This is a genomic window from Pseudomonas donghuensis (assembly GCF_000696345.2).
In the GTDB taxonomy this organism is placed as follows: Bacteria; Pseudomonadota; Gammaproteobacteria; order Pseudomonadales; family Pseudomonadaceae; genus Aquipseudomonas; species Aquipseudomonas donghuensis.
Genome location: NZ_CP071706.1, coordinates 2,509,143 through 2,522,294 on the forward strand (window position 1 = coordinate 2,509,143; position 13,152 = coordinate 2,522,294).

Consider the following 13,152-nt stretch of genomic DNA (forward strand, 5'->3'; position numbering starts at 1 on the left):
ATGCTCTGGGCCTGTATCCTGCTGCCGCAGTTGGCACTCGACGCGGCACTGCGCGCCCGCGACGACGCCGATACGCCGCTGGTGCTGCTCAGCGGCCCGGCCCAGCGCCGGGTCTTGCAGGCGGTCAATCCACCGGCGGCCGCTTTGGGCCTGCGCGCCGGGCAGTCGCTGACCACCGCCCAGGCCCTGGCCGGCAGTTTTACCTGTGTCGAGCACGACCCGGCGGCCATCGAGCAGTGGCAGCAGTTTCTGGCCGCCTGGGCCTACCGCTTCAGCTCCCAGGTCAGCCTGCATTACCCGCGGGTGCTGTTGCTCGAAGTCGAATCCAGCCTCGGCCTGTTCGGGCCCTGGCCGGCCTTTGAAGCGCGGCTGCGTGCCGAGCTGAGGGCCCTGGGTTTTCGTCACCGTATTGTCCTGGCCAGCAACCCGGTGGCGGCGCGCATGCTCGCCAATGTTCACGACGGCCTGGCCCTGGAGTGCCCGCAGCAAACCCGCGCGGCGCTGGAGCAGATGCCCATCGACCGTGTCGGCTTGCCCGCCGAGGCCGCCAGCGCCTTTGCCCGCATGGGCCTGCGCCAGCTCGGCCAGGTCCTGGCCTTGCCCCGTGATGCCCTGGCCCGGCGCTTTGCCGCGCCGGTGCAACTGCACCTGGACCGCCTGCTCGGGCGGCGGCCCATGGCCCTGGGATTCTATGTGCCGCCGGACCGTTTCGATGCGCGCCTGGAGCTGAACTTCGATGTCGAATCCCATCAGGCCTTGCTGTTCCCCCTGCGCCGCTTGATCAACGACCTTGCCGCCTTCCTTGCCGGGCGTGACAGTGGCGTGCAGCGTTTTGCCCTGCACCTGGAACATGCCGAAGGGCCCGATACGTGTGTGCCGGTCGGCCTGCTGGCGGCCGAGCGCGACCCTTCGCTGCTGTTCGAACTGGCCCGTGGCCGCCTTGAGCAACTGCAAATTGCCGCGCCGGTGCGCAACCTGCGCCTGCTGGCCGAAGACCTGCCGGCCTTCGTGCCGCAACGTAGCGAATTGTTCGACCCACGCCCGCAGCAGAACCAGCCCTGGGAGCAACTGCGCGAACGCCTGCGTGCACGGCTTGGCGACGAGGCGGTGCGCGGCCTCACGGCCCAGGCCGATCACCGCCCGGAATGCGCCTGGCACAGCGGCAACGGGCCGCGTCAGGCGCCGCCAGTGTCGAGTGCGCCGCGTCCGGGCTGGCTGCTGGTCGAGCCCCAGGCCTTGCCCGGCATCGGCGTGCAGTTGCTGACCGGCGCCGAGCGCATCGAGTCCGGCTGGTGGGACGGCGGCGATGTGCGCCGCGACTACTACCGGGTGCGTACCGCCAGCGGCTTGCAGGGCTGGGCCTACCGCACCCTCGGTGAAGACGGCCCGTTGTGGCTGCAGGGCTGGTTCGCATGAGCACGCCGGGTTATGCCGAGCTGCACTGCCTGTCCAACTTCAGCTTCCAGCGTGGCGCCTCCAGTGCCCAGGAGCTGTTCCAGCGCGCCCGCCAGCATGGCTACCAGGCGCTGGCGATCACCGACGAGTGCACCCTGGCCGGTATCGTCCGCGCCTGGCAGGCGGCCAGGGCGACGGGCCTGGCGCTGATCGTCGGCAGCGAAGTGCGCCTGCACGACGGCCCCAAGCTGGTGCTGCTGGCGGAGAACCTCAGCGGTTACCAGCACCTGTGCAAGCTCATCACCTTGGGCCGGCGACGGGCGAAGAAGGGCGAGTACCAGTTGCTGCGCGAAGATTTCGACAAGCCCCTGGAGGGCCTGCTGGCGCTGTGGCTGCCGGATGCCGCCGAGGATGACCTGGCCACCGGCCGCTGGTTGCGCGAAGTGTTCGCCCAGCGGCTGTGGCTGGCGGTCGAGCTGCACCGTGGCCCGGATGACCCGCGGCGCCTGCAACAGCTGCTGGGCCTGGCCGCCAGCCTCGGCATCGCCGCGGTGGCCAGCGGCGATGTGCACATGCATGCCCGTGGCCGCCGCGCCCTGCAGGACAGCATGACTGCCATCCGCCACCACTGCAGCGTTGCCGAGGCCGGGCAGCGCCTGTTCGCCAATGGCGAGCGGCACCTGCGCCCGCTGGCGCAACTGGCCGAGCTGTATCCGCCGGCATTGCTTGAGGAAAGCCTGCGCATTGCCGCGCGTTGCCGTTTCGACCTTGGCCAGTTGCGCTACCAGTACCCCCGCGAACTGGTCCCCGAAGGCCAGACGGCCAGCGCCTGGCTGCGTCATCTGTGCGAGCAGGGCCAGCGCTGGCGTTGGCCCGCAGGTATCGGCGACAAGGCACGCCAGTCCCTTGAGCATGAGCTGGAACTGATTGCCGAGCTCAACTACGAAAGCTACTTCCTCACCGTCCATGACATCGTCAACTTCGCCCGGGGCCAGGGCATTCTCTGCCAGGGGCGCGGCTCGGCGGCCAACTCGGTGGTGTGTTACGTGCTCGGCATTACCGAACTGGACCCGTTGAAAAGCCACCTGCTGTTCGAGCGCTTCTTGTCCCGCGAGCGCGACGAGCCGCCAGACATCGACGTCGACTTCGAGCACGAGCGCCGCGAAGAGGTGCTGCAGTATGTGTTCCGCCGCTATGGCCGCCACCGCGCGGCGCTCACCGCGGTGGCCAGCACCTACCATGCCGCTGGTGCGGTGCGCGATATCGCCCGGGTGCTGGGCTTGCCGGCGCAGCAGATCAACGCCCTGGCCGATTGCTGCGGGCGCTGGAGCGACCGCTTGCCGCCGCCCGAGCAACTGCGCGAAGCCGGTTTCGACCCCGACAGCCCGCTGCTGCGCCGGGTATTGGCGTTGACCGGCGAGCTGATCGGCTTTCCCCGCCACCTGTCCCAGCACCCGGGCGGTTTCGTGATTTCCGAGCAGCCGCTGGACAGCCTGGTGCCGGTGGAAAACGCCGCCATGGAAGATCGCACGGTGATCCAGTGGGACAAGGACGACCTCGACCTGGTCGGCCTGCTCAAGGTCGATATCCTCGCCCTGGGCATGCTCAGCGCCTTGCGCCGCTGTTTCGACCTGCTGTATCGCCACCGTGGCCGCCAGCTGACCCTGGCCAGCATTCCGGCCGACTGCACGGCAACCTACGAAATGATCGGCCGCGCCGACACCGTCGGCGTGTTCCAGATCGAGTCGCGGGCGCAGATGGCCATGCTGCCGCGGCTCAAGCCGAAGAACTTCTACGACCTGGTGATCGAGGTGGCGATCGTTCGCCCCGGGCCGATCCAGGGCGACATGGTTCACCCGTACCTGCGCAGGCGCCAGGGCCTTGAGCCGGTGAACTATCCGTCCGAAGCCTTGCAGAAGGTCTTCGAGCGCACCCTCGGCGTGCCGTTGTTCCAAGAACAGGTGATGGAGCTGGCGATGGTCGCCGGTGGTTACTCGGCGGGCGAGGCCGACCAGTTGCGCCGGGCCATGGCCGCCTGGAAGCGCCACGGTGGCCTTGAGCCGCACCGCGAGCGGTTGACCCGGGGCATGCTCGACAACGGCTACAGCGCAGAGTTTGCCGAGCGTATCTTCGAGCAGATCAAGGGCTTTGGCAGTTATGGCTTTCCTGAATCCCACGCCGCCAGCTTCGCCTTGCTGACCTACGCCAGCTGCTGGCTCAAGTGCCACGAGCCGGCGATCTTTGCCTGCGCGCTGATCAACAGCTGGCCCATGGGCTTCTACAGCCCCGACCAGATCTTGCAGGACGCCCGCCGTCACCGCATCGAGATCCGCCCGGTGGATGTCTGCCACAGCGACTGGGACTGCAGCCTGGAGCCGGGGGCAGGGCAGGCCCTGGCCATTCGCCTGGGCCTGCGCCAGGTGCGCGGCTTTCGTCAGCAGGATGCCCAGCGTATCGAGCAGGCCCGGGCCGAGCGCGGCTGGCGCGATGTCAGTGACCTGTGCCAACGGGCGCACCTGGATGCCCGCGCCCGTGAGCTGCTGGCCGATGCCGGGGCCTTGCGTGGCCTGGCCAGCGACCGCTACCGGGCGCGCTGGAGCGTGGCGGCGGTGCAGGCGCAACTGCCGTTGTTCGCCGGCATCGAGGCACCGCTGGAAGCCCCGGTGGATTTACCGCAGCCGTCGCTGAGCGAGGACATGTTCGCCGACTACGCCAGTGTCGGCACCACCCTCGGCCCGCACCCGCTGACCTTGTTGCGCCGCCGCCTCACGGCCCTGGGCTGTCGCAGTGCGCAGGCGCTGGAGCAGGCTGGGCACGGCGACCGGGTCAGCGTGGCGGGGCTGGTGACCGGGCGTCAGCGGCCGGGGACGGCCAGCGGGGTGACTTTCGTCACCCTTGAAGACGAGTTCGGCAACGTCAACGTAGTGGTCTGGCGCGACCTGGCCGAGCGTCAGCGCCGGGTGCTGGTGGGCGCGCAACTGATGCGGGTGACTGGGCGGCTGGAGTGCGAGAGCGGGGTGCGGCATCTGATTGCCCAGCGCCTGGAGGATCTGAGTCCGCTGTTGCAGGGGCTGGATGTGCGGAGCCGGGATTTCCATTGATTGGGGCTGCTACGCAGCCCATCGCCGGCAACGCCCCACAGGGGATCGGTGGGGAGCTGGCTTGCCAGCGATGAGGCCCTCAGAAACGCCTCAAACCATCGACAGATGCTGCTTGCGCGTCGGCGGCGCAAAGGCCCGGTCTATCGCCCGCAAGTCTTCATGGCTGAGTACCAGGTTAGCCGCCGCCGCGTTCAGGCGCACATGCTCAAGGTTCACCGCCTTGGGAATGGCGATCACGCCGTCCTGGCGAATCACCCAGGCCAGGCTCACCTGCGCCGGCGTTGCGCCATGGCGCTCGGCAATCTCTGCCAGGGTCGGGTGCTTGAGCAAGCGACCGGCCTGGGCCAGCGGGCAGTAGGCCATGGTCGGCAGCTGGCGCTTGTGGCTCCAGGGCAGCAGGTCGTATTCGATGCCGCGCTGGGCCGGGTTGTACAGCACCTGGTTGACGGCGCAATCGCGGCTCACCTGATACAGCTCGCGCAGGTCATCGACATCGAAGTTGGACACCCCCCAACGGCCGATCTTGCCCTCGACGCGCAAGCGCTCGAAGGCTTCGACGGTTTCCGCCAGCGGGTACTGGCCGCGCCAGTGCAGCAGGTACAGGTCGATATGATCGGTGCCAAGGCGTTGCAAGCTACGTTCGCAAGCTGCCGGAATACCCTTGAGGCTGGCGTTGTGCGGGTACACCTTGCTGACCAGAAACACGTTGTCGCGGCGCCCGGCAATGGCCTTGCCGACGACCTTTTCCGCACCCCCTTCGGCGTACATCTCGGCCGTGTCGATCAGGCTCAGGCCCAGCTCGATGCCGTGCTGCAAGGCGGCGACTTCGGCGGGCTGCCGGCCCGGGTCCTCGCCCATGTACCAGGTGCCCTGGCCGATGGCCGGGACGTTGTGTTCGGCAAGTTTCACGGTACGCATGTCACCTCCTGTGGGCGGATATGTTCAAGCAATACGTCCAGCAGCGCCTGGGCCGCTGCCGAGAGTTTATGGTCGGCCAACATCGTGACGCCAATGCGCCGTTCGATACTCGGCTCCACCAGCGGCACGCAACGCGCGCCCAGCTCCTGCATCTGGCCGATGCACAGCGCCGGCACGGCACTCACGCCCAAGCCGTTGGCAACCATACGGCCAATGGTCGACAGTTGGTGGCTTTCGAACGCCACCGCCAGCTTGCCGTGTTCGGCGGCCAGGTGTTGTTCGAGCAGCAAGCGCACTGCCGAGGGGCGTTGCAGGGCGATGAAGTCTTCGGCCAGCAGTTCGCGCCAGCTCACCTGGGCCTGTTGCGCCAGCGGCGAGTCGGCCGGTACCACGGCGACGAAGCGGTCCAGGTACAGCGGCTTGAAGCGCAGTGGCTCGCTGGCTTCAGGCTCGAAACCGATGCCCAGTTCGACGCGTCGGTGGCGGACCAGCTCCAGCACCTGTTCGTTGATCACATCGTGCACGGTGACGTTGACCCGTGGGTAGCGCTGGCGAAACACCTTCAGCGCCGCTGGCAGCAGGTTACCGGCAAAGGCCGGCATGGCCGCAATCGCCACCCGTCCAAGCTGCAGGGTAAAGCGCTGGCGCAGCAGTTCTTCGGTGTTGTCCCAGTCGGCCAGCAGTTGCCGGGCCAGGGGTAGCAACACTTCGCCCTCCGGGGTCAGGCTGACGCTGCGGGTCGTGCGGCTGAGCAGGGCGCCGCCGAGGTTGTCCTCCAGGGCCTTGATGGTCAGGCTCAAGGCCGGCTGCGACAGGTGCAGGCGTTCGCCCGCCTGGGCAAAGCTCTGGTACTTGGCGACGGTAACGAAAGCGCGCAACTGTTTGACGTTCATCGGACTGGACTATTGTTTTGGAAAATTTATTAAACGATCATAAAAACAAAATTAACAAATAAGTGCCCAGGGGTGAAGATGGCGCAAACGCTCGCCGACACCCCTGTCGGATCAACAACTACAAAAGGCGGATCAGCATGGCCGGACTGGACAAGCGCGTAGCAACCTATGAACAGGCTCTTGAAGGCCTAACCGACAACATGACGGTACTGGCTGGGGGTTTCGGCCTGTGCGGCATCCCGGAAAACCTCATCGGCGAAATCAAGCGCCGTGGCGTCAAGGGCCTGACCGTGGTTTCCAACAACTGCGGTGTCGATGGCTTTGGCCTGGGCGTGCTGCTCGAAGACCACCAGATCCGCAAGATGGTCGCCTCCTACGTGGGCGAGAACGCCGAGTTCGAGCGCCAGCTGCTCAGCGGCGAGCTGGAAGTGGAACTCACCCCGCAAGGCACCCTGGCCGAGAAGATGCGCGCCGGCGGCGCCGGGATCCCGGCCTTCTTCACCGCCACCGGCTACGGCACCCCGGTGGCCGACGGCAAGGAAGTGCGCGAGTTCAACGGCCGCAAGTACATCCTCGAAGAAGCCATCACCGGTGACTTCGCCATCGTCAAGGGCTGGAAGGCCGACCACTACGGCAACGTGGTGTACCGCAACACCGCGCAGAACTTCAATCCGCTGGCCGCCACCGCCGGCAAGATCACCGTGGTCGAGGTCGAAGAGATCGTCGAGCCGGGCGTGCTGTTGCCGAGCGAAATCCATACCCCGGGCATCTATGTCGACCGGGTCATCGTCGGCACGTTCGAGAAGCGTATCGAAAAACGCACCGTCAAAGCCTGACCCGATAGAACAATAAAGAGATCCTGACCATGGCACTTACCCGCGAACAAATGGCACAACGCGTAGCCCGCGAACTCAAGGACGGCTACTACGTCAACCTCGGCATTGGCATCCCGACCCTGGTGGCCAACTACGTCCCGACCGATATGGACGTGATGCTGCAATCGGAAAACGGCTTGCTCGGCATGGGTGAATTCCCAACCGAAGGGCAACTGGACGCCGACATGATCAACGCCGGCAAACAGACCGTGACCGCCCGCACGGGCGCCTCGATCTTCAACTCGGCCGAGTCCTTCGCCATGATCCGCGGCGGTCACGTCGACCTCACCGTGCTCGGCGCCTTTGAAGTGGACGTGGAAGGCAACATCGCCTCGTGGATGATCCCCGGCAAGCTGGTCAAGGGCATGGGCGGGGCGATGGACCTGGTGGCCGGTGCCGACAACATCATCGTCACCATGACCCACGCCTCCAAGGACGGTGAGTCCAAGCTGCTGCCGCGCTGCAGCCTGCCGCTGACCGGTGCCGGTTGCATCCGCAAGGTGCTGACCGACCTGGCTTACCTTGAGATCGAAAACGGCGCCTTCATCCTGCGCGAAACCGCGCCGGGGGTGTCGGTTGAAGAGATCATCGAGAAGACCGCTGGCAAGTTGATTGTGGCGGACGATGTCAAAGAGATGACCTTCTGATTTGAGTTTCGTGTAGACCTTGCTGGCCTCATCGCTGGCAAGCCAGCTCCCACAGGTTCGGTGTAGAGACGACCGTGTGGGGGGTGGTTTGCCAGCGATGGGGCCTTGTGCCGTTTCGATAAAGCCAATAAAAGGAAATTTCCGTGGCCGCTGATATTCAAGACAGCCGCTCCGCCCGCTTTGCCCTGCGTTGTTCGAACTGGGCCGAACGCTGGTTCCCCGACTCCTGGGTGTTCGCCGCGCTGGCCGTGGTGCTGGTAGCGGTCGCCGCCATCGTCATGGGCGCCAAGCCCACCGACACTGCCAAGGCCTTCGGTGACGGCTTCTGGAGCTTGATCCCGTTCACCATGCAAATGGCCTTCGTGGTCATCGGTGGTTATGTGGTGGCCAGTTCGCCGCCTGCGGTCAGGCTCATCGACCGCCTGGCGCGAATTCCCAAGAACGGTCGCTCGGCGGTGTGCTGGGTGGCGCTGATCTCGATGGTCGCGTCCTTGCTCAACTGGGGCCTGTCGCTGGTGTTCGGCGGCCTACTGGTCCGTGCCCTGGCGCGCCGCAGCGATTTGAACATGGACTACCGTGCTGCCGGTGCAGCCGCCTATCTGGGCCTGGGCGCGGTCTGGGCCCTGGGCTTGTCGTCTTCGGCCGCGCAATTGCAGGCCAACCCGGCCAGCCTGCCGCCATCGATCCTGGCGATCACCGGGGTGATCCCGTTCACCGAAACCATCTTCCTCTGGCAATCGGGGGTGATGCTCGCCGCCCTGGTGGTGGTCTCGCTGGTCGTGGCCTATGCCACCGCACCCGGCCCGGGCAGCGCCCGCAGCGCCGAGGCCTGTGGCGTCGACCCGAGCTTCTCGGCGCCGCCGCCGCCCCAGCGGACCCGCCCGGGCGAGTGGCTGGAATACAGCCCGATCCTGATCCTGTTGCTGGTGGCGCTGGCAGCCGGCTGGCTGTACAACGAATTCTCGAGCAAACCTGCGATCACTGCGATTTCCGGGCTGAACACTTACAACCTGCTGTTCATCATGACCGGCGCCTTGCTGCACTGGCGTCCGCGCAGCTTTCTCGACGCAGTGGCCCGGGCGGTGCCGACCACCACCGGGGTGCTGATCCAGTTCCCGCTGTACGGCTCGATCGCGGCGATCCTGACCCAGGTCCAGGGCGCCGATGCACAAAGCCTGGCGCACCACATCTCGACCTTCTTCGTACAGATCGCCACCCACGATACCTACGCCTTGTTGATGGGCGTGTACTCGGCTGTGCTGGGGTTCTTCATCCCGTCGGGTGGCGGCAAGTGGATCATCGAAGCGCCCTACGTGATGCTGGTGGCCAATGACCTGCAGTACCACCTGGGCTGGGCGGTGCAGATCTACAACGCCGCCGAGGCGCTGCCGAACCTGATCAACCCGTTCTACATGCTGCCGCTGTTGGGCGTGCTGGGGCTCAAGGCCCGCGACCTGATCGGCTTCTCGTTCGTGCAGTTGCTGGTGCACGTGCCGCTGGTGCTGTTCCTGCTGTGGATCCTCGGCACTACCTTGCAGTACACGCCGCCGGTGATGCCGACCCCGGCGGGTTGATTGAGCCCGCTCCCACAGTCTGTGTCCAAACACAGATCAGCTTGGGATCATTGCAAAGCCGACGCCAAAGCGGTTCCAGGCGTTGATGGTGGCGATGGCCAGGGTCAGGTTGACCACTTCGGCTTCGCTGAAGTGCTCGAGCAGGGCGCGGTACTGGTGCTCCGGGGCGCGCTGGTCGGGCAGGCGGGTCAGGCTTTCGACCCAGGCCAGCGCTGCCCGTTCGCGCGGGGTGAAGAATTCGGTCTCGTCCCAGACGCTCAGGGTCTGCAGGCGCGCTTCGCTTTCGCCGCTGTTGCGGGCATCGTTGGCGTGCAGGTTGACGCAGTAGGCGCAGCCGTTGATCTGCGAGGCGCGCAGGCGCACCAGCTCCAGTAGCGAGTTCTCAAGACCCGACTTGCCCAAGGCCATTTCCAGGCCGACCATCGCCTTGTAAGCCTCAGGGGCGTGTTTGGCCCATTCGATACGGTTGCTCATTGTTGCTCTCCGGTAAGGTCCGCGACAGGCGGTGATGGCGCTACCTTAGCGCCTGGCCGGGCCAGCTCGAATAGCCAATTTTGCCCTTTGTCAGGAGGCCAATCAGCCCAGGGCCTCGAGGACGTCGCGCAACCGGTCCAGGGCCGGGTCGATGTCCAGCCGATCAATGGCGCCAAAGCCCAGCAACAAGCCCTGGCGCACCGGTACCCGGGCATGGAAGGGCGCCAGTGAATACAGGCCGACCTCGACCTTGCGTGCCATGCTGATGAGAAATTCCACATCCAGATCCCCCTTGGCCAGGGCGCTCAGGTGATAACCGGCAGTGGCCGGCACCACCTCGAACCACGGCGCCAGGTCGCCGTACAGACGTGCCAGGATGCGTTCGCGGCGCGCGGCATAGACCTCGTGCACACGGCGGATGTGCTTTTGCAACGAGCCTTCGCTGATGAACTGCGCCAGGGCCCATTGGTTGAGGGTCGGGGTGTGCCAGTCGGTCAGTTGCTTGGCAATGCAAAGCGCTTCGCGCAGCGCTTGAGGGGCGATGCAGTAACCCAGGCGCAGTTCTGGCAGCAGGGTCTTGGAGAAGGTCCCGACATAGGCCACCAGGCCATGACGGTCGAGGCTTTGCAACGAGTCGGTGGGCCGCCCTTCATAGCGAAACTCGCTGTCGTAGTCGTCCTCGATGATGATCGCGCCAAGCTGTGCCGCGCGCTCCAGCAGGGCCTGGCGCCGCGCCGGGCTCATCGGCATGCCCAGCGGGAACTGGTGTGACGGGGTGACATAGATCAGCCGCGTGCCTTGGGCGATCTGCTCGACGCACATGCCCTCGGCGTCGACCGGCACACACTGCAGTTCGGCACCCTGGGCCAGAAACAACTGGCGTGCCGGGGTGTAGCCGGGGTCCTCCATGGCCACCTGGCAACCGGGCTCGATCAGCACCCGGGCGATCAGGTCCAGGGCTTGCTGGGCACCGTTGCACACCAGCACATCCTGGCTGCTGCAGCGCACGCCGCGAGCAAAGGCGATATGCCGGGCAATCGCCTCGCGCAACTCTGGCAGGCCCTGATGGGCGCTGTAGCGGGCGCTGCTGTGGCGGATCTGGCGCAGGGCGTACTGGCTGCAGCGGCGCCAGTCATCGAAGGGGAACTGCACCTTGCTTGAGGCGCCGCCGATGAAGTCGTAGCGCAGGGTGGGCAGTTTGAGGTCCGCCAGCGGGTTGGCGCGGGCTCGCCATTTGGCCAGGGTCGCGGCGCTGGCCAGGGGGATGCTGGCGATAGGCGAGGGGCTGCGGGTCGTGGCCGGGGTGATGAAGGTGCCTTTGCCCACCTGGCCGCAGAGCAGGTTGTCATAGGTCAGGCGCGAATAGGCTTCGGCCACGGTCTTGCGTGACACCCCCAGTTGTTCGGCCAGCAGGCGGCTGGGCGGCAGTTGTGTGCCGGCGGCCAGGCGGCCGCTGTCGATGCCGTCGCGCAACTGCTGGTAAAGCTGCTCGGCCAGGCCCTTGCGGCCTTGCAGGCTGATATGGAGTTCCATGGTGGGGGGGCGTCCGCAGGCGTTTGTCTGCTGCTCAGGTTACCTGATTCGGCGCCGTTGATCCCCCGGCGCAACGCCAATGCCCGCGGCCAGCAACACAACCTGCAGTACCTGAAACTGGCCCGGGTCTGCACCGACCGCGGTTAATCCCAGGCCGGCGCCAGGCCCTCGGGGCTGGTCAGGCGCAGGCCGCTGTCGAGGGCGGCGATTTTGCCCATGTCCTCATCGCTCAGCTTGAGCTCGCGGGCCTTGAGGTTGCCGGCCAGGTTCTCGCGCCGGGTCGAGGACGGGATCACCGCATAGCCCAGCTGCATGGCCCAGGCCAGGGTCACCTGCGCCGGGGTGGCATGGTGTTGCGCGGCGATCTGCTGGATCACCGGGTCTTGCAGGACCTTGCCGTAGCCCAGGGTCATGTACGAGGTCACGGCAATGCCCTGACTGTGCATGAAGTCCACCAGCGTGCGGTTCTGCAGGTATGGATGCAGCTCGATCTGGTTGGTGGCGATGGCGTCTTTGCCGACCTCCTCGATGGCCTGGCGCAGCAGGTCGATGGTGAAGTTGGACACCCCGATCTGCCGGGTCAGGCCCTGTTTTTGAGCTTCGGCCAGGGCGCCCATGAATTCGCTGACGGGCACTGCGCCCTTGGGCGATGGCCAGTGGATCAGGGTCAGGTCCAGGTAGTCGCTGCGCAGCTTGCCCAGGCTGTCCTTGAGGCTGGGGATCAGCTTGTCGGCGGCCAGGTTCTCGGTCCAGATCTTGCTGGTGATGAACAGCTGGTCACGGCCGATGCCGCTGGCGGCCACGGCCTGGCCGACTTCGGCTTCGTTGCCGTAGATCTGCGCGGTATCGACGGCGCGGTAACCGAGCTCCAGGGCGGTGGCCACCGAATCGATTACCACCTGATCCTTGAGACGAAAGGTGCCGAGGCCGAGGGCGGGAATAGTCATTAGCGGGTTCCTTCAGTGCGGGCGTTGATAAACAAGGCGTGCAGTATTGCGACTGTGCACACGCAGAAAAATGCCCATCGCGGCACAACCTTTTTGCCTGCAGCGCACGAATGCCCCGGCAGTGGTAGCCTTGCAGGGTCAGTCGCAGCGGATTCGCCCATGGCCCAGCACAAGCTCAGCATTCGTCAACGCAACGTTGACAACATTCTTCTTGCCGCCGAAAAGGTCTTTGCTGAAAAAGGCTTCGCCGGCACGGCCATGGCCGACATCGCCGAGGCCGCCGACCTGCCGCGCAGCAACGTGCACTATTACTTCAGCACCAAGGCCGAACTGTACCAGGCGGTGCTGTTCGGCCTGCTCGATGTGTGGAAGCAGGATGCCCTGTGCTTCGAGCTGTACGACGATCCACGCATTGTGCTGAGCAGTTACATCCGCGCCAAGATGAACCATTCGCGCACCCGGCCCCATGGCTCCAAGGTCTGGGCCAACGAGATCATCCATGGCGCGCCGAACCTTGGCGCAGCACTGGATGACCCGCTGTACGACTGGGCGAAGATGAAGGAGGCGAAGATCCGCCAGTGGATCGAGGATGGGCGAATCCTGCCGGTGGAGCCATCGGGCTTGCTGTACATGATCTGGGCCTCGACCCAGCACTATGCGGATTTCAGCCACCAGGTGGGGCTGCTCAATGACCACCAGCCCTTGTCGGAGCTGCAGTTCGAGCGGGCGGTGCAGACGGTGACCAGTGTGATCCTCAGGGGTATCGGGTTGGAGCCCTGATCAAAAGCATCGCTG

General features: G+C 65.7%; 11 protein-coding genes. 6 read left to right on the forward strand and 5 right to left on the reverse strand.

Features of this window, described 5'->3' with window-relative positions; genetic code table 11:
* A complete protein-coding gene (locus BV82_RS11715) occupies positions 1 to 1,416 on the forward strand; it encodes a Y-family DNA polymerase (RefSeq protein ID WP_036996021.1) in 1,416 nt (471 codons plus the stop codon).
* On the forward strand, positions 1,392 to 4,496 hold the full coding sequence (locus BV82_RS11720) for an error-prone DNA polymerase (RefSeq protein WP_215444976.1): 3,105 nt from the start codon (positions 1,392 to 1,394) through the stop codon (positions 4,494 to 4,496). Before BV82_RS11715 ends, BV82_RS11720 begins: the two co-directional genes overlap by 25 nt.
* Positions 4,497 to 4,586: 90 nt before the next feature.
* On the opposite strand, the gene BV82_RS11725 is transcribed toward BV82_RS11720, so the two are convergent.
* The gene (locus BV82_RS11725) at positions 4,587 to 5,414 is read right to left on the reverse strand and encodes an aldo/keto reductase (RefSeq protein WP_036996018.1); all 828 of its coding nucleotides are present in this window, start codon (positions 5,412 to 5,414) and stop codon (positions 4,587 to 4,589) included.
* Positions 5,402 to 6,307: a LysR family transcriptional regulator gene (locus BV82_RS11730; protein WP_010221793.1), complete on the reverse strand. Its 906-nt coding sequence runs from the start codon at positions 6,305 to 6,307 to the stop codon at positions 5,402 to 5,404. The genes BV82_RS11725 and BV82_RS11730 overlap by 13 nt, the downstream gene beginning before the upstream one ends.
* 137 nt (positions 6,308 to 6,444) lie before the next feature.
* Between BV82_RS11730 and BV82_RS11735 the strand changes: the two genes are divergently transcribed.
* The 3 genes from BV82_RS11735 to BV82_RS11745 all read left to right on the forward strand — a co-directional run bounded on the left by BV82_RS11735 (position 6,445) and on the right by BV82_RS11745 (position 9,403).
* The gene (locus tag BV82_RS11735) at positions 6,445 to 7,143 is read left to right on the forward strand and encodes a CoA transferase subunit A (protein WP_010221794.1); all 699 of its coding nucleotides are present in this window, start codon (positions 6,445 to 6,447) and stop codon (positions 7,141 to 7,143) included.
* A 29-nt stretch (positions 7,144 to 7,172) separates the two neighbouring features.
* The gene (locus tag BV82_RS11740; protein ID WP_010221795.1) at positions 7,173 to 7,829 is read left to right on the forward strand and encodes a CoA transferase subunit B; all 657 of its coding nucleotides are present in this window, start codon (positions 7,173 to 7,175) and stop codon (positions 7,827 to 7,829) included.
* Between the two features lie 143 nt (positions 7,830 to 7,972).
* Positions 7,973 to 9,403, forward strand: a complete 1,431-nt coding sequence (locus BV82_RS11745; protein ID WP_036996016.1) for a short-chain fatty acid transporter — start codon at positions 7,973 to 7,975, stop codon at positions 9,401 to 9,403.
* Between the two features lie 36 nt (positions 9,404 to 9,439).
* Here the strand turns inward: BV82_RS11745 and BV82_RS11750 are convergent, their stop codons facing one another.
* The 3 genes from BV82_RS11750 to dkgB all read right to left on the reverse strand — a co-directional run bounded on the left by BV82_RS11750 (position 9,440) and on the right by dkgB (position 12,357).
* A complete protein-coding gene (locus BV82_RS11750; RefSeq protein WP_010221797.1) occupies positions 9,440 to 9,877 on the reverse strand; it encodes a carboxymuconolactone decarboxylase family protein in 438 nt (145 codons plus the stop codon).
* 102 nt (positions 9,878 to 9,979) lie between these two features.
* Positions 9,980 to 11,410, reverse strand: coding sequence for a MocR-like pyridoxine biosynthesis transcription factor PdxR (gene pdxR, locus BV82_RS11755; protein WP_036996015.1), 1,431 nt, complete (start codon positions 11,408 to 11,410; stop codon positions 9,980 to 9,982).
* Between the two features lie 143 nt (positions 11,411 to 11,553).
* Positions 11,554 to 12,357 carry a 2,5-didehydrogluconate reductase DkgB gene (dkgB, locus tag BV82_RS11760; protein ID WP_036996013.1) on the reverse strand — a complete coding sequence of 268 codons (804 nt, stop codon included), beginning with the start codon at positions 12,355 to 12,357 and terminating at the stop codon, positions 11,554 to 11,556.
* A 159-nt stretch (positions 12,358 to 12,516) separates the two neighbouring features.
* On the opposite strand from dkgB, the gene BV82_RS11765 reads away from it, so the two are divergent.
* Complete coding sequence (locus BV82_RS11765) at positions 12,517 to 13,137, forward strand: TetR/AcrR family transcriptional regulator (protein ID WP_010221800.1); 621 nt, start codon at positions 12,517 to 12,519, stop codon at positions 13,135 to 13,137.
* Positions 13,138 to 13,152 lie beyond the last annotated feature (15 nt).